The sequence below is a fragment of the Pseudomonas fluorescens genome (genome assembly GCF_001623525.1).
In the GTDB taxonomy this organism is placed as follows: domain Bacteria; phylum Pseudomonadota; class Gammaproteobacteria; order Pseudomonadales; family Pseudomonadaceae; genus Aquipseudomonas; species Aquipseudomonas fluorescens_Q.
This window is the reverse complement of sequence record NZ_CP015225.1, coordinates 4,425,540-4,451,944: the sequence shown is the minus strand read 5'-3', so window position 1 is coordinate 4,451,944 and position 26,405 is coordinate 4,425,540. Positions and strand designations below refer to the sequence as shown.

At 62.2% G+C, this 26,405-nt stretch carries 19 protein-coding genes; 16 read left to right on the top strand and 3 right to left on the bottom strand.

Annotated features, from left to right (window positions below):
* Window positions 1-6: 6 nt before the first annotated feature.
* Window positions 7-147: a hypothetical protein gene (locus tag TK06_RS32590; RefSeq protein ID WP_155767778.1), complete on the bottom strand. Its 141-nt coding sequence runs from the start codon at window positions 145-147 to the stop codon at window positions 7-9.
* 106 nt (window positions 148-253) lie between these two features.
* On the opposite strand from TK06_RS32590, the gene TK06_RS19080 reads away from it, so the two are divergent.
* From TK06_RS19080 to TK06_RS19060, 5 genes are all read left to right on the top strand, one after another.
* A complete protein-coding gene (locus TK06_RS19080) occupies window positions 254-2,704 on the top strand; it encodes a glycogen/starch/alpha-glucan phosphorylase (RefSeq protein WP_063323351.1) in 2,451 nt (816 codons plus the stop codon).
* Between the two features lie 290 nt (window positions 2,705-2,994).
* Window positions 2,995-6,618 carry a DUF2339 domain-containing protein gene (locus tag TK06_RS19075; protein WP_063323350.1) on the top strand — a complete coding sequence of 1,208 codons (3,624 nt, stop codon included), beginning with the start codon at window positions 2,995-2,997 and terminating at the stop codon, window positions 6,616-6,618.
* Complete coding sequence (locus TK06_RS19070) at window positions 6,615-7,991, top strand: DUF3999 domain-containing protein (RefSeq protein WP_063323349.1); 1,377 nt, start codon at window positions 6,615-6,617, stop codon at window positions 7,989-7,991. Before TK06_RS19075 ends, TK06_RS19070 begins: the two co-directional genes overlap by 4 nt.
* Before the next feature lie 235 nt (window positions 7,992-8,226).
* The gene (locus tag TK06_RS19065; RefSeq protein WP_063323348.1) at window positions 8,227-9,237 is read left to right on the top strand and encodes a class 1 fructose-bisphosphatase; all 1,011 of its coding nucleotides are present in this window, start codon (window positions 8,227-8,229) and stop codon (window positions 9,235-9,237) included.
* A gap of 3 nt (window positions 9,238-9,240) precedes the next feature.
* Window positions 9,241-9,837, top strand: a complete 597-nt coding sequence (locus tag TK06_RS19060) for a DUF924 family protein (protein ID WP_063323347.1) — start codon at window positions 9,241-9,243, stop codon at window positions 9,835-9,837.
* Window positions 9,838-9,950: 113 nt separating this feature from the next.
* Here TK06_RS19060 and TK06_RS19055 read toward each other — a convergent pair whose 3' ends face one another.
* The gene (locus TK06_RS19055; protein WP_203417387.1) at window positions 9,951-11,843 is read right to left on the bottom strand and encodes a methyl-accepting chemotaxis protein; all 1,893 of its coding nucleotides are present in this window, start codon (window positions 11,841-11,843) and stop codon (window positions 9,951-9,953) included.
* A 282-nt stretch (window positions 11,844-12,125) separates the two neighbouring features.
* Here TK06_RS19055 and TK06_RS19050 point away from each other — a divergent pair, with 282 nt between their 5' ends.
* Both TK06_RS19050 and TK06_RS19045 read left to right on the top strand, forming a co-directional pair.
* Window positions 12,126-12,380, top strand: a complete 255-nt coding sequence (locus TK06_RS19050) for a hypothetical protein (RefSeq protein ID WP_003196877.1) — start codon at window positions 12,126-12,128, stop codon at window positions 12,378-12,380.
* 106 nt (window positions 12,381-12,486) lie between these two features.
* Window positions 12,487-13,056, top strand: coding sequence for a lipocalin family protein (locus tag TK06_RS19045; RefSeq protein ID WP_063323345.1), 570 nt, complete (start codon window positions 12,487-12,489; stop codon window positions 13,054-13,056).
* Between the two features lie 121 nt (window positions 13,057-13,177).
* On the opposite strand, the gene TK06_RS19040 is transcribed toward TK06_RS19045, so the two are convergent.
* The gene (locus TK06_RS19040; RefSeq protein WP_063323344.1) at window positions 13,178-14,542 is read right to left on the bottom strand and encodes a formimidoylglutamate deiminase; all 1,365 of its coding nucleotides are present in this window, start codon (window positions 14,540-14,542) and stop codon (window positions 13,178-13,180) included.
* Between the two features lie 143 nt (window positions 14,543-14,685).
* On the opposite strand from TK06_RS19040, the gene hutC reads away from it, so the two are divergent.
* The 9 genes from hutC to hutH (TK06_RS18995) all read left to right on the top strand — a co-directional run bounded on the left by hutC (window position 14,686) and on the right by hutH (TK06_RS18995) (window position 26,342).
* Window positions 14,686-15,396 (top strand): histidine utilization repressor, encoded by a 711-nt coding sequence (gene hutC / locus TK06_RS19035; RefSeq protein WP_170845945.1) that lies wholly within the window; start codon window positions 14,686-14,688, stop codon window positions 15,394-15,396.
* Window positions 15,393-15,962 carry a HutD/Ves family protein gene (locus tag TK06_RS19030; RefSeq protein ID WP_063323342.1) on the top strand — a complete coding sequence of 190 codons (570 nt, stop codon included), beginning with the start codon at window positions 15,393-15,395 and terminating at the stop codon, window positions 15,960-15,962. The genes hutC and TK06_RS19030 overlap by 4 nt, the downstream gene beginning before the upstream one ends.
* Window positions 15,963-16,887: 925 nt before the next feature.
* A complete protein-coding gene (gene hutU / locus TK06_RS19025) occupies window positions 16,888-18,576 on the top strand; it encodes a urocanate hydratase (RefSeq protein WP_063323341.1) in 1,689 nt (562 codons plus the stop codon).
* Between the two features lie 152 nt (window positions 18,577-18,728).
* A complete protein-coding gene (locus tag TK06_RS19020) occupies window positions 18,729-20,195 on the top strand; it encodes a purine-cytosine permease family protein (protein ID WP_063323340.1) in 1,467 nt (488 codons plus the stop codon).
* Window positions 20,196-20,265: 70 nt separating this feature from the next.
* Window positions 20,266-21,234 carry an ABC transporter substrate-binding protein gene (locus TK06_RS19015; protein WP_063323339.1) on the top strand — a complete coding sequence of 323 codons (969 nt, stop codon included), beginning with the start codon at window positions 20,266-20,268 and terminating at the stop codon, window positions 21,232-21,234.
* A gap of 69 nt (window positions 21,235-21,303) precedes the next feature.
* Window positions 21,304-22,155 carry an ABC transporter permease gene (locus TK06_RS19010; RefSeq protein WP_041024738.1) on the top strand — a complete coding sequence of 284 codons (852 nt, stop codon included), beginning with the start codon at window positions 21,304-21,306 and terminating at the stop codon, window positions 22,153-22,155.
* Window positions 22,152-22,982, top strand: coding sequence for a quaternary amine ABC transporter ATP-binding protein (locus tag TK06_RS19005; RefSeq protein ID WP_063323338.1), 831 nt, complete (start codon window positions 22,152-22,154; stop codon window positions 22,980-22,982). Before TK06_RS19010 ends, TK06_RS19005 begins: the two co-directional genes overlap by 4 nt.
* Before the next feature lie 174 nt (window positions 22,983-23,156).
* The gene (gene hutH / locus TK06_RS19000) at window positions 23,157-24,680 is read left to right on the top strand and encodes a histidine ammonia-lyase (protein WP_063323337.1); all 1,524 of its coding nucleotides are present in this window, start codon (window positions 23,157-23,159) and stop codon (window positions 24,678-24,680) included.
* A gap of 129 nt (window positions 24,681-24,809) precedes the next feature.
* Entirely contained in the window at window positions 24,810-26,342 is a 1,533-nt protein-coding gene (gene hutH / locus TK06_RS18995) for a histidine ammonia-lyase (protein ID WP_063323336.1), read from the top strand.
* Window positions 26,343-26,405: the final 63 nt, after the last annotated feature.

The following is a 26,405-nucleotide window of genomic DNA, read 5'->3' as shown; positions in this document are numbered from 1 at the left end:
CACGGTTTACCAGCATGCATCAGGGCGCGCGATCATACCGGGACTGGTGAAATTTTGAACGACCATCCGCCAGTTTTTTTTCATCCCGGCCAAACCCGCCCGGATCGGCACGGCCCCTGCATTCATTCGACCATCCGGCAATTCCATGGCGGCGATTCTCCGACACTCGGGGAAATCCACCGAACCAAGAGCCTGTACCGTCTGTCAGACCGTCTAGGCTCAGACAATTCCATGCTCGTTCGAGGTCTTATCAATGACTCAAGAACCACTTGTTCGCGAAGCTGAAGTTGCCGCATTTCGCGACGCCGTGTTGACCAAACTCACTTATGCCGTCGGCAAGGACCCGGATCATGCGTTTGATCACGATTGGTTCGAAGCCATCGCCCTCGCCGCCCGCGACCACATGGTCGATCACTGGATGGACCACACGCGACAGATCTACCGCAAGGGCCAGAAGCGCGTCTATTACCTCTCCCTGGAATTCCTCATCGGTCGCTTGCTCTACGACAGCCTGAGCAACCTCGGCCTGCTGGACACGGCGCGCGAGGCGCTGACCGAGCTGGGTGTGGACCTGGAGCGCATTCGTCTGCTCGAGCCGGATGCAGCATTGGGCAACGGTGGCCTTGGCCGCCTGGCGGCGTGCTTCATGGAAAGCATGTCGACCCTGGGTATTGCCGGCCATGGCTACGGCATCCGTTATGAGCACGGCCTGTTCCGTCAGGCCATCGTTGACGGCTGGCAGCAGGAGCAGACCGAGCATTGGCTGGATTTCGGCAACCCTTGGGAGTTCGAGCGCCCGGAGGTGGTCTACCCGATCGGTTTTGGCGGCAGCGTCGAAACCGTGACCGATGAGGCCGGCAAGACCCGGCAAGTCTGGTCCCCGGCCGAAACCGTGCGGGCCATTGCCTACGACACGCCGGTGGTGGGCTGGCGCGGTGCCAGCGTCAATACCCTGCGCCTGTGGCGCGCCCGCGCTGTGGAAGACTTGCACCTGGAACGCTTCAACGCCGGCGACCACTTGGGCGCGGTAGCCGAAGTGGCCCGGGCCGAAAGTATTTCCCGCGTGCTGTACCCGGCCGACAGCACCGAGGCTGGCCAGGAACTGCGTCTGCGCCAGGAATACTTCTTTGTGGCCGCCTCGCTGCAGGACCTGCTGCGTCGCCATCGCAACATGCACACCTCGGTGCTGACCCTGGGCGATCACGCGGCGATCCAGCTCAACGACACTCACCCATCCATTGCCGTGGCCGAACTGATGCGGCAACTGGTGGACGTCTACGACGTGGCGTGGGATGCGGCCTGGCAGATCACCCAGGACACGCTGTCCTACACCAACCACACGTTGCTGCCCGAAGCCCTGGAAACCTGGCCGGTGGGGCTGATGGAGCGCATGTTGCCCCGGCACATGCAGATCATCTACCTGATCAACGCCCAGCACATCGATTCACTGCGGGCCAAGGGCGTGCACGATTTCGATGTGCTGCGTTCGGTTTCGCTGATCGAAGAGGACAATGGCCGCCGGGTGCGCATGGGCAACCTGGCGTTCCTCGGTTCCCACAGCGTCAACGGCGTGTCCGGGTTGCATACCCAGTTGATGCGCAGCACGGTGTTTTCCGAGCTGCACAAACTCTATCCGGAGCGGATCAACAACAAGACCAACGGCATCACCTTCCGCCGCTGGCTGTTCCAGGCCAACGCCGAATTGACCTCGATGATGGTCGATGCCCTCGGCCCGAGCGTGCTCGACAATCCCGAGGAACGCCTGATCGAACTGGAGCCGTTTGCCGACAAGCCAGCGTTTCGCAAGCTGTTCGCCGAGCAGCGCCTGCACAGCAAGAAGGCCCTGGCTTATCTGATCCACGAGCGCCTGGGCATCGCTGTGAACCCGGCGGCGATGTTCGACGTGCAGGTCAAGCGGATCCACGAGTACAAGCGCCAGTTGCTCAACTTGATGCACACTGTGGCGCTGTACCAGGCGATTCGCGCCGAGCCGGAGGTGGACTGGGTGCCGCGGGTGAAGATCTTCGCCGGCAAGGCCGCTGCCAGTTACCACCAGGCCAAGCTGATCATCAAGCTGACCAACGACATCGCCCGGGTGGTCAACAACGACCCGACCGTGCGCGGCTTGCTCAAAGTGGTGTTCCTGCCCAACTACAACGTCAGCCTGGCCGAAAGCATCATTCCGGCGGCGGACCTGTCGGAGCAGATCTCCACGGCCGGTTTCGAAGCGTCGGGCACCAGCAACATGAAGTTCGGCCTCAACGGCGCACTGACCATCGGTACCATGGACGGCGCCAACGTGGAGATGCATGAGCGCGTCGGCGGTGAGCACATGTTCATCTTCGGCCTGACCGCCGAGCAGGTGGAGGCCCGCAAGCAAAACGGTGAGTTCAGCGCCGCGCCGGACATCGCCGCGTCCCATCGGCTCAACGACGTGCTGCAGGCGATTCGCGGCGGAGTGTTTTCGCCGGATGATCCGATGCGCTACGCCGGGCTCGTGGACTCATTGATCGATTACGACCGCTTCCTGGTCTGCGCCGACTTCGACTCGTACTGGAACGCCCAGGCCAAGGTCGAAGAGCGTTGGCACGACTCCAAGCAATGGTGGCGTTCGGCGGTGCTCAACACCGCGCGCATGGGCTGGTTTTCATCGGACCGGACCATTCGTGAGTACGCCACCGACATCTGGAAAGCCCTGGAGTAGCATTTGCTGTCAGAAATGTGAGCGAAGCCCAACGGCGGTTGGGCTTCGTCGATATACTAGGCGCCAGTTTCGCCGGGCTATGTAGCCGGGCTCAGCACTGGAAGTGCCAACAATCCAATGTGGGAGCGAGCTTGCTCGCGATAGCGGTGTATCAGTCAACCTTGAGGTGTCTGTCATGTCGCTATCGCGAGCAAGCTCGCTCCCACAGGGTTTGGGGGTTTCCACTAGACTGATCCAGGCACCGCATCACCCCGGTTACGCCCGCAACGGGCCGCTTAGGGATATCGACCATGCAATGGATCTTGACGCTGTTGGGCCTGGCAATCGGCTGGGTGGTGGACGAGTCGTTCGCCGATGCGCTGATAGGCGCCTTGGTGGGGCTTGGCATCGCCCAGGCGTTTCGATTGGGGCGCCTGGGTGTCCAGGCGGCCAAGCAACAGATCTTGTTGCAAGAGGCCCAGCAGAGCTTGCTCACGTTGGAGGCACGCCTGGCGGTACTCGAACGCGGCAAGGTGGCCGAACCGAGTGATCCGGCCCCTGTGCCCGAGGTTGTCGCGCCCCAGGCCGCGAAGCCCGCGACGCGCACCGAACCGGAGCTCGTCTGGGAACTACCGTCAGACCTCGAACCCGCACCCGCTATGGTCACCCAGGCCAGCCAGCCGTTGCCCGATGACATTTGGAAGCCCGCACCAGAGACGTCCAGTCGACGTGCCGAGCGTGATTTTGCCCCTTTGCCTCTGGAACCAGTGATTGCGGAGCCGGCGGCCCCGCGTGGTCCGAATCTGTTCGACCGCGCCATCATCGGCGCGCGCAACTGGCTGTTCGGCGGCAACACGGTACTGCGGGTCGGCGTGGTGCTGTTGTTCCTCGGCCTGGCGTTTTTGCTGCGCTATGCCACCGAAGGCATGGTGGTGCCGATCGAGTTGCGTTACGCCGGCGTCGCGGCCAGTGCGTTGGGCCTGTTGGGCCTGGGCTGGTGGTTGCGCCAACGCAACAGTAACTATGCGCTTATGCTCCAGGGGACTGGCATCGCGGTGCTGTACCTGACGGTGTTCGCGGCCATGCGCCTGCATCCGTTGCTCGACTCCAAGGCGGCCCTGGGCTTGCTGGTCGCGGTGACGGTGTTCTCGGCAATCCTGGCGATTACCCAGAACGCCCTGGGCCTGGCCGCGGCTGCGGCGCTGGGCGGGTTTGCCGCGCCGATCCTGACTTCCACCGGCAGTGGCAACCACGTTGCCCTGTTCAGCTATTTCATCCTGCTCAATGCCGGCATCCTCGCGATTGCCTGGTTCAAGGCCTGGCGCCTGCTCAACCTGATCGGCTTTGTCGGCACCTTCGGTATCGGTTTCGCCTGGGGCATGCGTTCCTACACACCGGAACTGCTCTGGAGTACCGAGCCGTTCCTGATTCTGTTCTTCCTTATCTACCTGGTGATTGGCTTGCTGTTCACCCGGCGCAAGCTGCTGGAAATGAACGACGCCCCCGAAGAGGGCAGCCGCGACGCGTTGTTGCGCTGGTCGGCGCGCAAGGGCGATTACGTCGACGGCACCATGCTGTTCGCCCCGCCGCTGGTGGGCTTCGGCTTGCAGTTCCCGTTGGTGCAGCACCTGGAGTTCGCCGCTGCCTTCAGCGCCCTGGCCCTGGGCATGATCTACATGGGCCTGGCGCGGCTATTGATGGGCGGCCGCGCCTTGTTGCTGGCGGAAACCTGCCTGGCCCTGGGGGTGATTTTTTCCAGCCTGGCGATTCCCTTGGGGCTCGACGCCCGCTGGACCGCCGCTGCGTGGGCCGTGGAGGGTGCGGGGATCTTCTGGCTGGGCCTGCGTCAGCAACGACCTTTCGCACGAGCCTTTGCTTTGTTGCTGCAATTGGGTTCGGCGCTGGCCTTCCTCAGCGAATTGCGATCTGGCGAAAGCAGCCTGCTCGACGGCTCACCGTTGGGGGCGTTGATGCTCGGCGGCGCTTTGTTGTTCACGTTCTACCAACTGCGCAAGGCAGCCCCTGAACACACGGCGGCTTGGGAGCGCCAAGGCCTGCCGGTGCTGGCAGTGCTGGGCTTGAGTTTCCTCTATCTGCTGGCACCGTTGTTCTTCTTCACTCACGGCACGGCCATCGCCTGGGCCTTGGCCGGATTGGCGACGTTGTTTGTCGGCCTGCGCCTGCAATCGCGCAGTTTCCTGTTCACGGCGTTCGCGGTGCAATTGCTCGGCGGAGCCCTGTTCCTGTTGCGCTTGCAAGGTGCCGAGGGCGATTCGGCGGCGGTGTTCAGCGCGGGCTGGAGCGGTTTGCTCAGTGCTTCTCTGATCGGTCTGGCGTTGATCGGCGGCATGTTGCTGGCGGCGCGCGACGATATGGTGCGCAACGATGTCCGGTTGCTGCGCGGCTTGTCGGTGGTGCTGCTGGCGGGGCTGGTGCTGATCAACCTCGCGGTGCTGTTCGTCCTGCCCTGGCAAACCGCGAGTGGTGTGTGGGCGGCCAGCGGGCTGTTGATCATCTGGCTGAGCCTGTACCTGAAGCAGCGCGTGAGCTTTGTCTTCGGTCTGCTGCTGCAACTGCTCGGCGGTGCGTCGTTCCTGATGGCGGGGCCAGCACTGTTGGGGCCGCTCAACGCCGAGGGACTGCGACCGCTGGCCCATAGCGGGTTCTGGACGCCGCTGGTCCTGGGGCTGGCAGCGCTGGTGGGCGCATGGCGCCTGCAACGGGCGCACGCGGCGCAGGAGCTGGACGCCTTGAGCTTGCAGCGCCTGTCCGAGCTGTTGCTGATCTGGGGCGCGGGTTGGTGGGCGCTGGCGTGGGTCAGCGAAGTGCTGCGTTTTGCCCCGGAGAACCTGCAAGGCAGCTTGCTGTTGTTGGTCGCGGCCATCAGCGTGGTGGTGTGGAGCCTTTTGTCGCTGCGGTTGAAATGGCCGGCGCTGGGGCTGCTGTGCACCTTGCTGATTCCGGCGGCGGGCTGCGTGCTGGTGGCGACGTGGCACAGCCACTATCATCCGGCCGCGAATTTCGGCTGGCTGGCCTGGCTGGCGGTATTTGCCGTGCACTTCCTCTCGCTCAAGCGCCTGGCACCGATGCTGCCGGCCCCGGCGCGCAGTACGGCCCATGTGCTCGGTTGCTGGTTGCTGATGGCGGTGTTGATGCTGGAGTTGCGTTACGGTCTGCTATTGCTGTCCGAGCAGTACAACGCTTGGCGCTGGCTGGGCTGGGCGATCCTGCCAGGCCTTTACCTGGTGCTGATGGCCACGCCGCGTACCCTGCCATGGCCGGTTTCGGCACAACCACGGGAATATCGGGTCTACGCGGCGGCACCCATGGCGCTGTTGATGCTCGGTTGGTTCTGGCTGACCAACACCTTCAGCGATGGCAACTCAGAGCCACTGCCTTATGTGCCGTTGCTCAACCCCTTGGAGCTGGGCCTGCTGTTCGCCTTGTTCGGTATCTATGTGTGGGCTCGCAACGCCGTGGAACAATCGACGAATGGCTGGAATCGCGTCGGGCACATCGCCCAGTTGATCGCCGGTGTGTCGCTGTTCGCGTTCTTCACCGCCCTGGTGATGCGCACGGCCCACCAGTGGATGGGGGTGCCATACGCGCTGGACGCGCTGCTCGAGTCGATGTTCGTGCAGGCCGGGTTGTCCATTGTCTGGACCCTGATCGCCCTGGGGCTGATGATCGGTGGGCATCTGCGCCATCGCCGTGAAGTGTGGCTGATCGGTGCTGCGTTGATCGCCGTGGTCGTGGCCAAGCTGTTCTTTGTCGAATTGAGTAACCGTGGCGGTCTGGCGCGGATTGTTTCGTTTATCGGTGTAGGCGTGTTGCTGCTGGTAGTGGGCTATTTTGCGCCGCTGCCACCCAAGCGCCCGGAGACGGTCGCCCAGGATGAGCCGCCTATGCCTGTCAGTGAGGGAGTGTCGTCTTGAGTCGCAAGTTGAGTCGGATCGGGCTGGGCGTGGTGGGGTTATGGGCGGCATTGTCGGCCGTGGCCCAGGAGCAACCGGCGGATTTCGCCCATCAGGTGCCATTGGCCTTGAGCGGCGAGGGGCCGTGGTATCGCTTGCCGTTGCCGTTGGACGTGCAGTTGCAGGCGCGGCAGACCGACCTGAGCGATCTGCGGGTCTTCAACGCGGCCGGTCAGGCCCAGGCCTACGCCTTGGTCCGTGAGTCGGCCCAGAGCCGGGAAAACCGCACCCTCACCGACGTGAAGTGGTTCCCGCTGTACAACGCCGCCGATGACAATGAACGCGCGCCCAGTGTGCGGGTGCAATCGAACGCCAACGGCACCTTGGTGGAAGTCCAACCCTCCAGCCGGCTCGAAGCTGGGGAGGAGGAGCTGCGTGGCTGGTTGTTGGATGCCAGTGCGATCAAGGCGCCGTTGCAGCAGTTGGTCCTCGACTGGACCAGTGAGCGCGACGGCTTCCAGCGGTTCACCATCGAAGCCAGTGATGACTTGCAACACTGGCAGTCGTGGGGTGAAGGCCAGGTGGCGCGCTTGACCTTTGCCGATGAGCGAGTCGAGCAGCATGAAGTGAGCTTGCCGGGGCAATCGGCGCGTTACCTGCGATTGTTGTGGGATTCGCCATCCTCCGCGCCGATCCTGACCGCGGCCCAGTTGCAAAGCGCCAGCCGCGAAAGCCTGCCGTTGCCGCTGGCCTGGTCGCAGCCGTTGGCCGGCAGCATCACGAAGGCCGGTGAATACACCTGGCAGTTGCCCATGGGGCTGAACATCGAGCAGGTGCAGGTCGAGCTGAGCCAGGCCAACAGCCTGGCGCCGGTGACCCTGGCCGGTCGCCGTGAAAGCAGCCATCCGTGGCAACCGCTGGGCAGTGGCTTGCTCTATCGCCTGACCCAGAACGGCCAGGATGTGCTGCAAAACCAATTGCAACTGTCCGGCCAGACCGTGCAGCAATTGAAATTGACCGTGGACGAGCGTGGCGGTGGCCTGGGTAGCGAAGCCCCGGCCCTGCGCTTTGCCGTGCGTCCGACGCAGGTGGTGTTCCTGGCGCGCGGCGAAGGGCCTTACCGCCTGGCCCTGGGCAGCGCGACAGTGAAAGCGGCCAGCTTGCCCTTGACCACGCTGGTGCCCGATTACAAACCGTCGCGCCTGGCGACGCTGGGTACGGCGACCGTGAACGGCGCGGCCACGTCAACCCCGGTTGCGGCCACGGCAGCCACGCCTGCGACGGTCGGGACCAACTGGAAGAAAATCGGCTTGTGGGCGGTGCTGCTGCTGAGCGTACTGTTCCTCGCGGCGATGGCGTTCAGCTTGCTGCGCAAGCCACCGGTCAAGGGTTGAGGTGAATTCATCGCGAGCAAGCTCGCTCCCACAGTAGGCCGCGTTCGTCGAAACAACTCGGTCAAACTGTGGGAGCGAGCTTGCTCGCGATTCGGTCTCCCAGCGACCCAAAATCCACAAGCGAGCCGCCACCCCGTGAACTCAATCCGCCATTCCCCGTCTCATAGGAGGAATTAAGTCCCGACTCGCGCTAAACTGCGCTGGTTTTTCCGTCCCCTATTCTTCGGAGCCGTCCATGTCCCGCGTTACCTTGAGTCGCTATTTGATTGAGCAGACCCGCAGCAACAACACCCCTGCCGATCTGCGCTTTTTGATCGAAGTGGTGGCGCGTGCGTGCAAGGAAATCAGCCACGCCGTCTCCAAAGGCGCGCTGGGTGGTGTCCTGGGCAGCATGGGCACCGAAAACGTGCAGGGCGAAGTGCAGAAGAAGCTCGACGTGCTGTCCAACGAAATCCTCCTCGAAGCCAACGAATGGGGCGGTCACCTGGCCGGCATGGCGTCCGAGGAAATGGACAATGCCTACCAGATCCCGGGCAAATACCCCAAGGGTGCCTACCTGCTGGTGTTCGACCCACTGGACGGTTCGTCGAACATCGACATCAACGCACCGGTTGGCACCATCTTCTCGGTACTGCGTTGCCCGAACGAATACCTGAGCCAGAACGAAGCCTTGAATGAAAAGGCCTTCCTGCAGCCAGGCACCGAACAGGTTGCCGCCGGTTATGCCATCTATGGCCCTCAGACCATGCTGGTGCTGACCCTGGGCGACGGCGTCAAAGGCTTCACCCTGGACCGCGAGATGGGCAGCTTCGTATTGACCCACGAAGACATCACCATTCCTGAAACCACCCAGGAATTCGCCATCAACATGTCCAACCAGCGTCACTGGGAAGCTCCGGTAAAACGCTACGTCGAAGAATTGCTGGCAGGCGAAGAAGGCCCGCTGAAGAAGAACTACAACATGCGCTGGGTCGCCGCGATGGTGGCCGATGTGCACCGTATCCTGACCCGTGGCGGTCTGTTCATGTATCCGCGCGACAGCCGTGAGCCGTCCAAGCCGGGCAAACTGCGCCTGATGTACGAAGCCAACCCGATGTCGTTCCTGGTGGAACAGGCGGGCGGCGCTTCCACCGACGGCCACCAGCGCATCCTTGATATCAAGCCCGAAGGCCTGCACCAGCGCGTGGCGGTGTTCCTCGGTTCGAAGGAAGAAGTGGCGCGCGTTACGGCCTACCACAAGGAATAAATCATGGCCGAGCCCTGGCAGCCGTTGCTCGATTGGTGGTTTGGTTCAGCCAAGACACCGGACGAAATATCGGCTGACAGAGGCAAGCTGTGGTTCGGCAAACGCCATGATCGCCAGGCCAACGAGCGCTTCGGCGATCTGGTCGAGCTGGCACTGGCTGGCGAATTGTCCGACTGGGCGCAACGCCCGGAAGGTTGGCTGGCCCTGGTGCTGCTCCTCGACCAACTCCCGCGAATGATCTTTCGCGACACCCCCAAAGCCTTCTCCGGTGACCTGCGTGCCCAAGCGCTGGTAGCCCAGGGCATGGCAGCAGGTTTCGACCGGCAACTCAAACCGATCCAGCGCGTATTCATCTACCTCGTGCTTGAACACTGCGAAAACCTTGCGGTACAGAACGAGGCCGTGTCGCGCTTCATCGACCTGGTTCGAGAGCAACCGGAGGCGCAGCGGGCGGTGTTTGAAGACAACCTGGATTATGCCGAGCGGCACCAGAAGATCATTGCGCGGTTTGGACGGTTTCCCCATCGCAATGCGGTGTTGGGGCGCGAGTCCACGGCTGAGGAAATGGAATTTTTGAACAGGCCTGGGTCCAGGTTCTGATTCTTTCGGTGTAGCTGACGCCGCTATCGCGAGCAAGCTCGCTCCCACATTTGACCCCGTTCGCAATCATTAATGTGGGAGCGAGCTTGCTCGCGACGGGGGCAGTCCAGGCACTAGATCCGGAAACTACCCACCAACTGCTTCAACCGCGCCGCCTGCTGCTCAAGATCGGCACAGGCGCGCAAGGTGGCTTGCAGGTTTTCCACGCCTTCCTGGTTCAGGGTGTTGATCTCGGTGATGTCGACGTTGATCGACTCCACCACGGCGGTCTGTTCTTCGGTGGCGGTGGCCACGGATTGGTTCATGCCGTCGATTTCACCAATACGCTGGGTCACGCTGCCCAGGCGTTCGCCGGCCTGGTTGGCGATGCCGACGCTGCTTTCGCTCTGGCGCTGGCTGTCGGTCATGGTCAGCACCGCTTCCCGGGCGCCCACTTGCAGTTCTTCGATCATCTTCTGCACTTGCTGCGCCGAATCCTGTGTGCGGTGGGCCAGGTTGCGCACTTCATCGGCGACCACCGCGAAGCCGCGCCCGGCTTCACCGGCACGGGCCGCTTCGATGGCGGCGTTGAGGGCGAGCAGGTTGGTCTGCTGGGAAATACTGGTGATCACCTCAAGAATCTGGCCGATGTTCACCGTGTTGCTGTTCAAGGTTTCGATGTTGCCGCACGAATCGCTGATCTTGGCCGACAACTGCTGCATGGCCGCGATGGTTTTATCCACCACTTGTTGGCCATCTTCAGCCAGGCTGCGCGCATCGCTGGAATGCTGCGAGGCGAGGGCGGCGTTCTGGGCGATTTCCTGGGCGGCGGCACCGAGCTGGTTGATGGCAGCGGCTACGCTGCTGGTGCGTGAAGCCTGCTGGTCGGAGTTGAACATCGACGAGTTGGACGCGCTGACCACGCGCAGGGCTACTTCGTTGACCTGGCCGGTGGCCGAGGCCACTTCACGGATCGAGGTATGAATGCGTTCGACAAAGCGGTTGAATGAAGTCCCCAGCGCGCCGAATTCATCGTGGCCGTGGATGACCAGACGCCGGGTCAGGTCGCCTTCGCCTTCGGCGATGTCGTGCATGGCGCGGCCCATGGTCAGCAGCGGTTGCATCAGCACGCGGATCAACATGCCGAGCAAGGCGATGATGAACACCACGGCGATGACCATGGCGATCAGCGCCGAAGTACGGAACTCACTGAGCATCGCCAGCGCGGTGTCCTTGTCGAGCACCAGCGCCACGTACCAGTCGGCTCCCGGCACGCCGTTGACGTGGGTGAAGGAGATGAATTGGGTTTTGCCGTCGAGGTCGACTTCTTTCACGCCCGGGCTGATTTGAGGCGCGCCGTTAGGGTAGGCCTCGGCCAGGGTCTTGAGCACGCGCTTGCTGTCGGGGTGGATCAGGATCTTGCCGTCGGCACTGACGATGAACGCGTGGCCGTGGCCGCCGAAGTTCAGCGAATTGATGATGGCGCTGACGCTGGACAGGTCGATGTCCGCACCGGCCACGCCGATCATCTGGTTCTGGTGCTGCACCGGGGTGGCGACGGTGATCACCAGCTTGCCCGACGAGGCGGCGATGTAGGGTTCGGTGACGATGGTTTGCTGTGCGCTGTTGGCGGCCTTGTACCAGCCACGGGCGCGCGGGTCGTAATCGGCAGCGCGATTGCCGGCCGGTACCGAAAACATCACGCCGTCGGTGCCACCAAAATAACTGAGCTGGAAATTGCTGGTGTAGGCCGGCAAGCCAACTGCGCGCTTGAGGCTGTCGGCACTGCTGCCGTCCGCTGCAATCTGCTGGGCCAGCGATTGCAGCAACTGGATGCGACCGTCGACCCACGTCTGGATGTTGCGACTGGTCAGGCTGCCGAGTTCCTGCATGGAGGTTTCGGTGCTGGCGTTCAAGCTCTGGCGTTGACGATAGTCGTTGAACAGGATGAAACAGGCGAATGCAACGGCCACCACGAGGGCGGCAGCCAACAGGATTTTATGGCTGAATTTCATGTTTCTGGTCATTAATAACACTACCGCGGAGGGACGGGTCAGGACGGGCTGTCAATTTGCCATAGCGCGTTCCTTTGCGCTGTTTCTTTTTATCGGCGTGCCAGAGCGCCCCATCAGCCGGTAGCGGTTCAATTCCGACGAAATGCACGACGCTGTCACAAAGTGAGTGTTTCACCGATGAAACACCAGGCCAGACCCAATAAATACCGGGGGTGTCGGGGAACCAGATAGGGGTTTTCTCTTCTAAGCTTCTGGTTGGCACCTGCCACCCCCCTTCCGTTCCAGGAGTACACCATGTCGCTGCGATCTATCGCCTTGTTGTTTGTGTGTGTCGTATTGACTGCATGCAGCAAGGTCAACCAGGAAAACTATTCGAAGCTGTCGGCTGGCATGCCCAAGTCCGAAGTCGAAACGTTACTGGGGAAACCGACCGATTGCTCGGGCGCGCTCGGCATGTCCAGTTGCACCTGGGGCGACCAGAAAAGCTTTATCAGCGTGCAGTACGCCGGTGACAAAGTGTTGATGTTTTCCGGCCAAGGCCTGAAGTAAACCGGGGATGGTGGCCAGTATGGTTAGTTCGTCAGTTCTACTTCGGCGCCAGAAGTAGAACTGACGAACTAACCATGCTGGCCACAGTGCCCGCGGGAGAAAAATAATGATGCGGTTAGTTTTTGTGCTTTTGGCTGGCCTGATTTTGGCTGGCTGTGCCACTTCTGGCGAAGATCCGCTGGCACCCAAGACGGTCAACAGCGTCAATCTCAAGCGCTACCAAGGCACCTGGTATGAGTTGGCCCGCCTGCCCATGTATTTCCAGCGCAATTGCGCGCAATCGGAAGCTCACTACACCCTCAAGCCAGACGGCAGCGTGGGCGTGCTCAATCGCTGCCTGACCTCGGACTGGCAGTGGGAAGAAGCCAGGGGCACTGCCACGCCGCAGGTGCCGGGCAAGACCGACAAGCTCTGGGTCGAGTTCGACAACTGGTTTTCGCGGATCGTGCCGGGCGTGGCGAAAGGGCAATACTGGGTGTTGTACGTCAGCGATGACTACAAGACCGCCATCGTCGGCGACCCGAGCCGTCGCTACATGTGGCTGCTGTCCCGTACACCGACCGTCAATAGCGTCGTGCGCGAGGAACTGCTGAGCATGGCACGCCAGCAGGGCTATGACACGACACGACTGATCTGGCGCGCGTCGGATCGACAGATGGCCAAGACTTCGGACTGACTGCCTGCAAGTATTCAATGTGGAAGCGGGCTTGCTCGCGAATTCGGTGTATCAGCCGACATAATCGTTAGCTGACAAACCGCCTTCGCGAGCAAGCCCGCTCCCACACTTTTTATCTGCGTCAGCCTAAGAGCTCGCGCAAGACCTGGGTAAACGCGCGGGCGCTTTCTTCTTCGCCGGCATGCCGCCCATCGCGCACCACCCACCGGCCGCCGACCATCACATCGCGTACCTGGCGATCGCCACCGGCAAACAGCCAGCGATTGAGGATTGCGTCGCCCTGGGCCGTGGCCAAATATGGGTCGCTGCCATCGAGAACCAGCCAGTCGGCGCGCTTGCCGATGTCGAGGGCGCCGATCGGTTGCCCCAGGGCCTGGGCGCCGCCTTCCAGCGCCGCATCGAACAAGGTGCGACCGACCATAGGCTGATCCGCCCGATACAAGCGGTTGCGCCGTTGATCCCGCAGGCGCTGGCCATATTCCAGCCAGCGCAATTCTTCGACCACGCTCAGCGAGACATGGCTGTCAGAGCCGATTCCCAGGCGCCCGCCCTGGGCGAGGAAATCCACGGCGGGGAAAATCCCGTCCCCCAGGTTGGCTTCGGTGGTCAGGCACAGGCCGGCAATCGCCCGGCTCCTGGCCATGAGGCTGACTTCCTGGGCGTTGGCGTGGGTAGCGTGGACCAGGCACCAGCGCTGGTCGACTTCGGTGTTTTCGTATAGCCATTGCAGCGGACGGGCGCCGCTCCAGCTCAGACAGTCGTCGACTTCCTTCTGCTGCTCGGCAATGTGAATGTGCACCGGGCACTCGCGGTCACTGGCGGCCAGCACATCCTGGATCTGCCCGGGCGTCACGGCACGCAGCGAGTGGAAGCACAGACCCAGCGCCTGGGACGGCTGCCCGGCCAGGATCGGCTGCAAGCGCGACTGAAGCTTCAAGTAGTTTTCGGTGCTGTTGATGAACCGGCGTTGCCCGTCATTGGGCGCCTGGCCACCAAACCCCGAGTGGCTGTAAAGCACCGGCAGCAGCGTCAGGCCGATGCCAGCAGCGCTGGCGGCGTGGCTGATGCGCAGGGCCAGCTCCGCCGGGTCGGCGTAGGGTGCGCCATCGGTGTCGTGGTGCACATAGTGGAATTCGGCGACTGAGGTGTAGCCGGCCTTGAGCATTTCGATGTACAGCTGGCGGGCAATGATGCCGAGTTGGTCGGGACTGATTTTTCCGACGAGGCGGTACATCAAGTCGCGCCATGTCCAGAAACTGTCGTTGGGATTGCCCGCCACTTCCGCCAGCCCGGCCATGGCCCGTTGGAAGGCATGGGAGTGCAGGTTCGGCATACCCGGCAACAGCGGGCCGCCCAGCCGTTCGGCGCCGTCTGCGTGGGAACCGGCCTGGATATGGGTCAGGACGCCTTCGGCATCGACCTCAAGACGTACATCATGGGCCCATCCACTAGGCAGCAGCGCGCGTTCGGCAAAGAAGGCGGACATGGTTCAACCTCATCGTGCGTAATTTGTATATACATATACAGACGTTTGCCTGGCCGGTAAACTCCGGCAAGCTAGCATTCTTATCCGCAGAACAAGGAACCGCCGTGTCGACTCCGCCTGCCAAACCGCCGCTGGCCGCAAACATGGGTGACAGTCCGGCACCCCTGTACGCCCGCGTCAAACAGATGATCACCCAGCAGATCGACAGTGGAAACTGGCCGCCGCATTACCGCGTGCCGTCGGAAAGCGAACTGGTCAGCCAACTGGGCTTCAGTCGCATGACCATCAACCGTGCGCTGCGGGAAATGACCGCCGACGGCCTGTTGGTGCGCATGCAGGGTGTCGGCACCTTCGTGGCCGAGCCCAAGAGTCAGTCCGCGTTGTTCGAAGTGCATAACATCGCCGACGAAATCGCCTCCCGCGGTCATCGCCACACGTGCAAGGTCATCACCCTGGAAGAAGAGGCGGCCGGTTCCGAGCGGGCACTGGCCCTGGATATGCGCGAAGGCCAGAAAGTGTTCCATTCGCTGATCGTGCATTTCGAGAACGACATCCCCGTGCAAATCGAGGACCGTTTCGTCAACGCGCTGGTGGCGCCTGACTACCTCAAGCAGGACTTCACCGTGCAAACGCCCTACGCCTATCTGAACCAGGTCGCGCCGCTGACCGAGGGCGAGCATGTGGTCGAGGCGATCCTGGCCGAGCCAAGTGAATGCAAGCTGTTGCAGATCGAAAGGGGCGAGCCGTGTCTATTGATCCGCCGCCGTACCTGGTCCGGGCGCCAGCCGGTGACCGCTGCGCGCCTGATCCATCCGGGTTCCCGTCACAGTCTGGAAGGGCGCTTTCATAAATGAGCCATTTGAAGGTTTTACGCGCGACAGACTACCCACGCATGCCGTGGAAAAACGGTGGCGGCAGCACCGAAGAAATCACTCGCGATGCCGGCACCGGCCTGGAAGGTTTCGGCTGGCGGCTGTCGATTGCCGACATCGGTGAGTCGGGCGGTTTCTCCACCTTCGCCGGTTACGAGCGGGTCATCAGTGTCTTGCAGGGGAGCGGCATGACGCTGAACGTCGATGGCCAGGCCACGCGACCTCTGCATCCGCTGGACCCTTTTGCGTTCAGCGGCGAGAGCCATGTGTTTTGCACGCTGCTGGGCGGACCGATTCGTGACTTCAACCTGATCTACGCGCCGCAACGTTACCGGGCGCGGTTGCAGTGGTTGGGCGGCCAGCAGCGGTTTTTCAGTGACGCGGAAACGGTGCTGGTGTTCAGTGCCGCCCCGGGGCTGGCTATCAAGTTCGGTGAGTCCGCTGTGGACTTGGGCCTCTACGACTGTTTGCAACTGAGCGGTAACACCGGGTTGGTGGATGTCTCCACTCACGGTCAATGCTGCGTGATTGAGCTGACGGCCCATTGATTTCCGGCTAACACACTCTTGTGGCGAGGGAGCTTGCTCCCGCTGGGGCGCGCAGCGCCCCTAGAACCCGGCGACACGGTAGATCAGGTTGATTGAGTGAGCTTGAGAGGGGCTGCTGCGCAGCCCAGCGGGAGCAAGCTCCCTCGCCACAAAAGCATCCCGGTCAACCAACCGATTTGCTCTTGAAACTGACACCGATTCAAGGCATTCCCCTAACCCACTCCGTGCCCAATTCCCCGTGGCGAGGGAGCTTGCTCCCGCTGGGGCGCGCAGCGGCCCTAAAACCCGGCAACGCGGTGGAACAGGTTGATTGAATGAGCTTGAGAGGGGGCTGCTGCGCAGCCCAGCGGGAGCAAGCTCCCTCGCCACAAAAGCATCCCGGTCAACCAACCGATTAGCTCTTGAAACTGACACTGATTCGAGGCATTCCCCTAACCCGCGCCATGCCCAATTCCCGTGGCGAGGGAGCTTGCTCCCGCTGGGGCGCGAAGCGGCCCTAAAACCCGGCGACGCGGTGGATCAGGTTGATTGAGTGAGCTTGAGAGGGGGCTGCTGCGCAGCCCAGCGGGAGCAAGCTCCCTCGCCACAAAAAGCCTCGTCCTCGCTGTTTCCTCTTTTCGCACCAATTTGTTACCGAATGCCCCAGCGTGGCGCAACACCATGCTTCTGTGAACCTCCGATTCTCCCCTCGAAAACCCTCTTAAAAAATTTCATGCCGCTCAGCAGCCCTGAAATCACAAGGCTTTCAGCCAATTCCCCAACCGTTTCTGAACACCACCTCCAACAAGTTGGCCGCTTGATTGCATATGCTTGTACATACAAGTAAAGACGTATGCGTATGAGTCACTGATATTCAACGCAACGTTCGCTAAATCGCTGCCCACTGCCCGGGCTGGTCTGGATTGATCGCTGAGGAGTTTTTGCTGTGACCGACGCTACCCGCAAACCTGAAAAATACCGTGACGTTGAAATCCGTGCCCCTCGCGGTAACACGCTGACCGCCAAGAGCTGGCTGACTGAAGCGCCGCTGCGCATGCTGATGAACAACCTCGACCCGGAAGTGGCCGAGAACCCCAAGGAACTGGTGGTCTACGGTGGCATAGGTCGCGCGGCGCGCAATTGGGAGTGCTACGACAAGATCGTCGAAAGCCTGACCAACCTGAACGACGACGAAACCCTGCTGGTGCAATCCGGCAAGCCGGTGGGTGTGTTCAAGACCCACAGCAACGCCCCTCGCGTCCTGATCGCCAACTCCAACCTGGTGCCGCACTGGGCCAGTTGGGAGCACTTCAACGAACTCGACGCCAAGGGCCTGGCCATGTACGGCCAGATGACCGCCGGCAGCTGGATCTACATCGGCAGCCAGGGCATCGTGCAGGGTACCTACGAAACTTTCGTCGAGGCTGGTCGCCAGCACTACGACTCCAACCTCAAGGGGCGCTGGGTCCTGACCGCCGGCCTGGGCGGCATGGGCGGTGCGCAACCCTTGGCCGCGACTCTGGCCGGTGCGTGCTCGCTGAACATCGAGTGCCAGCAGGTGAGCATCGATTTCCGCCTGAAAACCCGCTATGTCGACGAGCAAGCCACCGACCTCGACGACGCCCTGGCGCGCATCGAGAAATACACCGCCGAAGGCAAGGCGATTTCCATCGCCCTGTGCGGGAACGCTGCCGAGATCCTGCCGGAAATGGTCCGTCGTGGTGTGCGTCCGGACATGGTCACCGACCAGACCAGCGCCCACGACCCGCTCAACGGCTACCTGCCGGCCGGCTGGACCTGGGACGAGTACCGTGCCCGCGCCAAGACCGAACCTGCCGCCGTGGTGAAGGCCGCCAAGCAATCGATGGCCATCCACGTCAAAGCCATGCTGGCCTTTCAGAAAATGGGCGTGCCGACTTTCGACTACGGCAACAACATCCGCCAGATGGCCCAGGAAGAGGGCGTCGAAAATGCCTTCGACTTCCCTGGTTTCGTCCCGGCCTATATCCGTCCGCTGTTCTGCCGCGGTATCGGCCCGTTCCGCTGGGCCGCGCTGTCCGGTGATCCGCAGGACATCTACAAGACCGACGCCAAGGTCAAGGAACTGATCCCCGACGACGCTCACCTGCACAACTGGCTGGACATGGCCCGCGAGCGCATCAGCTTCCAGGGTTTGCCGGCACGGATCTGCTGGGTCGGCCTGGGCCAGCGCGCCAAGCTGGGCCTGGCGTTCAACGAGATGGTGCGCAGCGGCGAATTGTCGGCACCGATCGTGATCGGTCGCGACCATCTGGACTCCGGTTCCGTGGCCAGCCCCAACCGTGAAACCGAATCCATGCAGGACGGTTCCGATGCGGTCTCCGACTGGCCGTTGCTCAACGCCTTGCTCAACACCGCCAGCGGCGCGACCTGGGTGTCGCTGCACCACGGTGGCGGCGTCGGCATGGGCTTCTCCCAGCACTCGGGCATGGTGATCGTCTGCGACGGTACCGACGAGGCGGCCGAGCGCATTGCTCGCGTACTGCACAACGATCCGGGTACTGGGGTGATGCGCCATGCCGATGCCGGTTACCAGATCGCGATCGATTGTGCCAAGGAACAGGGGCTGAACTTGCCGATGATCACCGGCAAGTAACCCCGGCCCCCTTGTGGGAGCGAGCTTGCTCGCGATGAGGGCGTGTCAGTCAACAGCATTGTCTGCTGACCCACCGCTATCGCGAGCAAGCTCGCTCCCACAGGGAAGCAGCGGCGAAAATGAATTCCAGAACAATCCACAGAGGTTGAACCATGGCTGTCAGTAGCACACGCGCAAGCAGCAAGCCGTTGATCGAGAAACGTTCGATCGACTACATCCCGGAAGCGGAGCGACACGGTCGGCTGTTGAGCCAGTTCACCCTCTGGATGGGGGCCAACCTGCAAATCACTGCCATTGTCACCGGTGCATTGGCGGTGGTGCTTGGCGGTGATGTGTTCTGGTCGTTGATCGGTTTGCTGATCGGCCAAGTGCTCGGCGGTGGCGTCATGGCCCTGCATGCCGCGCAAGGGCCCAAGCTTGGCCTGCCGCAGATGATCTCCAGTCGGGTGCAGTTCGGTGTGTATGGCGTGGCCATCCCGATCGTGCTGGTGTGCCTGATGTACCTGGGTTTCACCGCGACGGGCACCGTGCTTTCCGGTCAGGCGCTGGGCCAGTTGTTTGATGTCAGCGACAGTGTCGGCATCCTCATTTTCGCCAGTGTCATCGTGTTGGTCACGGTGCTTGGTTATCGGGTGATTCACTTCATTGGCCGTGTCGCCAGCATCCTGGGTGTGATCGCCTTCGTTTACCTGTTCGCTCGCCTGATCAGCCAGACGGACGTTGGCGCACTCCTGCAAATCCGCCATTTCAGTTGGAGCAGCTTCCTGCTGGCGGTGTCGCTCGCGGCCTCCTGGCAGATCGCTTTCGGCCCCTATGTGGCGGACTATTCGCGTTACCTGCCGAGCCAAACTTCCTCGGTGAAAACCTTTTTTGCCGCAGGCGCAGGTTCAGTCATCGGCGCGCAGGTGGCGATGATCCTCGGCGTGTTTGCCGCGGCCTCGGCCAATGGGCAGTTCGCCGGTCACGAAGTGGCCTACATCGTGGGCCTGGGCGGTGCCGGCGCCACGGCTGCGCTGCTGTACTTCAGCATCGCATTCGGCAAGGTCACCATCTCCACGCTGAACTCCTACGGCAGCTTCATGTGCATCGCGACCATCATCAGCGGTTTTCGTGGTCACCTGAACGTCACGCGCTTGCAGCGTCTGGTCTTCGTGCTGGTCATCGTCGGCGCTGCGACGCTGATCGCGCTGCTCGGCCAGCACTCGTTCCTCGGTGCGTTCAAGTCCTTCATCCTGTTCTTGCTGGCGTTCTTTACGCCTTGGAGCGCGATCAACCTGGTGGACTACTACTGCATCACCCGCGAGCGCTATGACGTGCCGGCACTGGCCGATCCGAATGGCCGCTACGGTCGTTGGAACGCCTTGGGTATCAGCGTCTATGTCTTCGGTGTACTGGTTCAACTGCCATTTATCGCCACCAAGTTCTATACCGGTCCGCTGGTGGGAGCCATGGGCGGTGTGGACATTTCCTGGATCATCGGTCTGGTGGTCCCGGCGGGGCTGTATTACGTCGCCGCCAAGAAATGGCACAGCGCTGTACCCGATCAATTGATCCTGCCGCTCGAGCAGGACGCGGTTGACGCACAACCGAGCAGGGCGGGCCGCATCCAAGCGGTCTGATGGGACGTTGACAGGGCTGGATGCCTCTTGACTGCCGTAAGCCAATCCAACTGATTAGGAGCGTCACATAATGAAGTCGAACAAGACCCTGCTGACCACACTGCTTTCCATGGGCCTGCTGGCCGGCGCCGGCGCCACACAAGCGGCGGGTTGGTGCGAGTCGGGCAAACCGGTGAAGTTCGCCGGCCTGAACTGGGAAAGCGGCATGCTGCTGACCGACGTCCTGCAAGTGGTGCTGGAAAAAGGCTACGGCTGCAAGACCGACAGCCTGCCAGGCAACTCCATCACCATGGAGAATGCCCTGAGCAGCAACGACATCCAGGTGTTTGCCGAAGAGTGGGTCGGCCGCAGCGAGGTGTGGAACAAGGCCGAGAAGGCCGGCAAGGTGGTCGGCGTCGGCGCCCCGGTGGTGGGGGCCATCGAAGGCTGGTATGTGCCGCGCTACGTGGTTGAGGGCGACGCCAAGCGCAAGCTCGAAGCCAAGGCCCCGGGCCTGAAGAACATCGCCGACCTGGGTCAATACGCTGCCGTGTTCAAGGACCCGGAAGAGCCGTCCAAGGGCCGTTTCTACAACTGCCCGGCCGGTTGGACCTGTGAGCTGGACAACAGCGAAATGCTGAAAAGCTATGGCCTGGAAAAAACCTACACCAACTTCCGTCCAGGCACCGGCCCGGCCCTGGATGCGGCGGTGCTGTCGAGCTACAAGCGTGGCGAGCCGATCCTGTTCTACTACTGGTCGCCGACGCCGCTGATGGGCCAGGTGGACCTGGTGAAACTGGAAGAAAAACCGGGCGTGGATAAAAGCGTGAGCATCAAGGTCGGCCTGTCCAAGACCTTCCACGACGAGGCACCTGAATTGGTGACGGTGCTGGAAAAGGTCAACCTGCCCATCGATATCCTGAACCAGAACCTCGGGCGCATGGCCAAGGAGCGGATCGAGTCGCCGAAACTGGCGAAGATCTTCCTGAAGGAACATCCTGAAGTCTGGCACGCCTGGGTCAGTGAAGACGCTGCCAAGAAAATCGACGCGGCTCTGTAGGTCGAATCCCCCGGCCAATCCTAGGGTTGGCCGGGACGTTCACTGCATCCACCTGATCGAGAGTCTCTTATGTTTCCCGAAAGCTTTACCTTCTCCATCGCCGACTGGGTCAACGGTTGGGTCGACGCCCTGGTGACCAACTATGGCGATGTGTTCCGGCACATCTCCGACACCTTGCTGTGGGCCATCGTCAACCTCGAAGGCCTGCTGCGCATGGCGCCCTGGTGGCTGATGCTGGCCATCGTCGGCGGCATTGCCTGGCACGCCACCCGCAAGGTCGTGGCCACGGCAGTGATCGTCGGCCTGCTGTTCCTGGTGGGCGCGGTGGGCCTGTGGGACAAACTGATGCAGACCCTCGCCCTGATGCTGGTGGCGACGCTGATCTCGGTGTTGATCGGCATTCCCCTGGGCATCCTCTCGGCGCGCAGCAATCGCCTGCGTTCGGTGCTGATGCCGCTGCTGGACATCATGCAGACCATGCCGAGCTTCGTGTACCTGATTCCGGTGTTGATGCTGTTCGGCCTGGGCAAGGTCCCGGCGATTTTCGCCACGGTGATCTATGCCGCGCCGCCATTGATCCGCCTGACCGACCTGGGCATCCGCCAGGTAGACGGCGAAGTGATGGAAGCCATCAACGCCTTCGGCGCCAACCGCTGGCAACAGTTGTTCGGCGTGCAACTGCCCCTGGCCCTGCCGAGCATCATGGCCGGGATCAACCAGACCACCATGATGGCCCTGTCGATGGTGGTCATCGCCTCGATGATCGGCGCCCGTGGCCTGGGTGAAGACGTGCTGGTGGGCATCCAGACCCTCAACGTCGGCCGCGGCCTGGAAGCCGGGCTGGCGATCGTGATTCTCGCCGTGGTCATCGACCGTATTACCCAGGCCTATGGTCGTCCTCGGCATGAGGTGAGCAAATGAACAACGCAGCCATCAGCAAAATCGAAGTCAAGAACGTCTTCAAGATTTTCGGCAATCGCTCCAAGGAAGCCCTGGAGCTGATCCGCCAGAATAAGACCAAGGACCAAGTGCTGGCCGAAACCGGCTGCGTGGTCGGCGTGAACGACCTGTCGCTGAGTATCGGCACGGGTGAGATCTTCGTGATCATGGGGCTGTCCGGTTCCGGCAAGTCCACGTTGGTGCGCCATTTCAATCGGCTGATTGATCCTACCAGTGGTGCGATCCTGGTGGACGGTGAAGACATCCTGCAACTGGACATGGACGCCCTGCGCGAGTTTCGCCGGCACAAGATCAGCATGGTGTTCCAGAGCTTCGGCCTGCTGCCCCACAAGAGCGTGCTGGACAACGTCGCCTATGGCTTGAAAGTGCGCGGCGAGAGCAAACAGGTGTGCGCCGAACGGGCGCTGCACTGGATCAACACCGTGGGCCTGAAGGGCTACGAGAACAAGTACCCGCACCAGCTCTCCGGCGGCATGCGCCAGCGCGTGGGCCTGGCCCGGGCCTTGGCGGCGGACACCGACATCATCCTGATGGACGAAGCCTTCAGCGCCCTCGACCCGCTGATCCGCGCGGAAATGCAGGACCAGTTGCTGGAGCTGCAAAAGACCCTGCACAAGACCATCGTCTTCATCACCCACGACCTCGACGAGGCCGTGCGCATCGGCAACCGCATCGCGATTCTCAAGGACGGCAAGCTGATCCAGGTCGGCACGCCCCGGGAGATCCTGCATTCGCCGGCGGATGAGTATGTCGATCGGTTTGTGCAGCGGCGAGCGGCGGTGGTGTGAGGCTGTGGTGGTCGGTGTGCTTTTGTGGCGAGGGAGCTTGCTCCCGCTGGGTGGCGCAGCCGCCCCAAAAATCTTGTGAGCGCTGCGCACTCAAGCGGGAGCAAGCTCCCTCGCCACAAGGGCTATGCCTTGAGCCAGATGTGCTGCTGAGATGAATTTTCCATGAGGTTGAAGATGTCCCAGGCTGAAAAAATCGTAATCGCCGACGCCCCGTTGCGTTGGCAGGATGTGGTCGCCGTCGCCCGCTTCGGTGCCGAGCTTGAGCTGTCGGCCCAGGCCTGGGCGCGGATCGACAATGCCCAGGCCATCGTCCAGCGCATCGTCGAAAGCGGCGAGCGCGCCTATGGCGTCAACACCGGCCTGGGGGCCTTGTGCAATGTTTCGCTCAAGGACGAACAGCTCAGCCAACTGTCGCGCAACACCCTGCTCAGCCATGCCTGTGGCGTCGGTGCGCCGCTTTCCGATGAACAGACCCGGGCGATTATCTGCGCCGCCATTCTCAACTACAGCCAAGGCAAGTCCGGCATCCATCGCCGGGTGGTCGAGGCGTTGCTGGCATTGCTCAACCGGGGTATCACACCGCAAGTGCCGTCCCAGGGTTCGGTGGGTTACCTGACCCACATGGCCCACATCAGCATCGCGCTGCTGGGCGTTGGCCAGGTCAGCTATCGCGGGCAAATCATGCCAGCTCAGCAGGCCTTGGCCGCCGAAGGCTTGCAACCGGTGCAGTTGGGCGCCAAGGACGGTTTGTGCCTGGTCAACGGCACCCCGTGCATGACCGGCCTCAGTTGCCTGGCCCTGGCCGATGCGACGCGGCTGGTGCAATGGGCCGACGTGATCGGCGCCATGAGCTTCGAGGCCCAGCGCGGGCAGATTGCCGCGTTCGATGCCGAGATCATCGCCCTCAAGCCGCACCCGGGCATGCAGCAGGTCGGGGTCAACTTGCGGGCCTTGCTCGACGGCAGCGAAGTCATCGCCTCGAGCTTGGGCATTCGTACCCAGGACGCCTTGAGTATCCGCTCGATTCCGCAGGTGCACGGTGCCGCTCGCGATCAGCTGGCGCATGCGCGGCAACAGATCGAAACCGAACTCAACGCCGCCACCGACAACCCGCTGTTGCTCGGCACGCCTGAGCATTTCCGGGTGATGTCCCAGGCCAACCCCCACGGTCAGTCGGTGGCGATGGCGGCGGACCTGCTGGCGATTGCCATGGCTGAGATCGGCTCCATCGCCGAGCGTCGTCTCGACCGCTTGATCAACCCCCACGTCAGCGGCCTGCCGGCCTTCCTGGTAGCCAACCCCGGGGTGAACTCGGGGATGATGATCGTGCAATACGTCGCCGCGTCGCTGTGCGCGGAAAACAAGCAACTGGCGCAACCGGCGGTGCTCGACAACTTCGTCACCTCGGGCCTGCAAGAAGATCATTTGAGCATGGGCACCAACGCGGCCTTGAAGCTGCACAGGGCGCTGGAAAACTGCACGCAGATCCTCGCCATCGAATACCTGCTGGCGGCCCAAGCCTTTGAATTTCTCAAGGCCCAGCGCTTCGGCACCGGCACCGACATCGCTTGGAAACTGCTGCGCGAGCGCGTGCCGGCCTACGACCAGGATCGCTGGCTGGCGCCGGACATCGCCAGTGCCGCCGGCTTGCTTAAAGACCCGAGCGTGCTGCACCGCGTATTACCGAATTTGAATTGATCAAAATAGCGCCAGCGTGCCAAGGCACCTATTGCCCATAAAGCATCGCCCAAAAGGCGAAGGTGACGGATAACGGAACATTCCGGAGCGACTGGCGGGTAAAAACAAAACTCTCAAAAGGAGCAATACATGACTGCCTTAAACCTGATTCCCGGCCAATTGAGCCTGGCTCAATTGCGTGACATCTATCAGCAACCGGTGACCTTGAGCCTCGACGCCAGCGCGTCGGCGCAGATCGAGGCCAGCGTCGCCTGCGTGGAACAGATCCTCGCCGAGAACCGTACCGCCTACGGCATCAACACCGGTTTCGGCCTGCTGGCCTCGACCCGCATCGCCAGCGAAGACCTGGAAAACCTGCAGCGTTCCCTGGTGCTGTCCCATGCCGCCGGCGTGGGCGAGCCGATCAGCGATGCGCTGGTGCGGCTGGTCATGGTGCTCAAGGTCAACAGCCTGAGCCGGGGTTTCTCCGGCATCCGTCGGCAGGTGATCGATGCGCTGATCGCGCTGATCAATGCCGAGGTCTATCCGCACATACCGCTTAAAGGTTCGGTCGGTGCTTCCGGCGACTTGGCCCCGCTGGCCCACATGTCCCTGGTGCTGCTGGGCGAAGGCAAGGCGCGCTATAAAGGCGAATGGTTGCCGGCTGTCGAGGCACTGAAAGTGGCCGGCCTCGCGCCGCTGACCCTGGCCGCGAAAGAAGGCTTGGCGCTGCTCAACGGCACTCAGGTGTCCACCGCGTTTGCCCTGCGTGGCCTGTTCGAAGGCGAAGACCTGTTTGCCGGTGCCCTGGCCCTGGGTGGCCTCACGGTGGAAGCGGTGCTCGGCTCGCGTTCGCCATTCGATGCACGCATCCATGCCGCCCGTGGCCAGAAAGGCCAGATCGACGCCGCCGCTGCCTACCGCGATCTGCTGGGCGAGCGCAGCGAAGTCTCCGATTCGCACCAGAACTGCGACAAGGTCCAGGACCCGTACTCCCTGCGCTGCCAACCGCAAGTGATGGGTGCCTGTCTGACCCAGTTCCGCCAGGCCGCCGAAGTGCTGGTGATCGAGGCCAACGCGGTGTCGGATAACCCGCTGGTGTTCGCCGCCGAGGGTGACGTGATTTCCGGCGGCAACTTCCACGCCGAACCGGTGGCGATGGCCGCCGACAACATGGCCTTGGCGATTGCCGAAATCGGCTCCCTGAGCGAGCGCCGGATTTCGTTGATGATGGACAAGCACATGTCGCAGTTGCCGCCGTTCCTGGTGGCCAATGGCGGGGTGAACTCCGGCTTCATGATCGCCCAGGTCACCGCGGCGGCCCTGGCCAGTGAAAACAAAGCGCTGTCCCATCCCCATTCGGTGGACAGCCTGCCGACCTCGGCCAACCAGGAAGACCACGTTTCCATGGCCCCGGCTGCCGGCAAGCGTCTGTGGGAAATGGCCGAAAACACCCGTGGGATCCTCGCAGTGGAATGGCTTGCGGCTTGCCAGGGGCTGGACCTGCGTGGCGGCTTGAAGACCTCCACGAAGCTGGAGCGGGCCCGGGGGCTGTTGCGTGCGCAAGTGCCGTTTTACGAGAAGGACCGCTTCTTTGCGCCGGACATCAATGCGGCCAGTGAATTGCTGGCGAGTCGGTGCCTGAACGAGCTGGTCACGGCGCAGTTGTTGCCGAGCCTGTAAGGCTGATTCGATCGTCCCCACGCTCTGCGTGGGAACGCCTCATGGGACCCTCTGCGTTCCGCT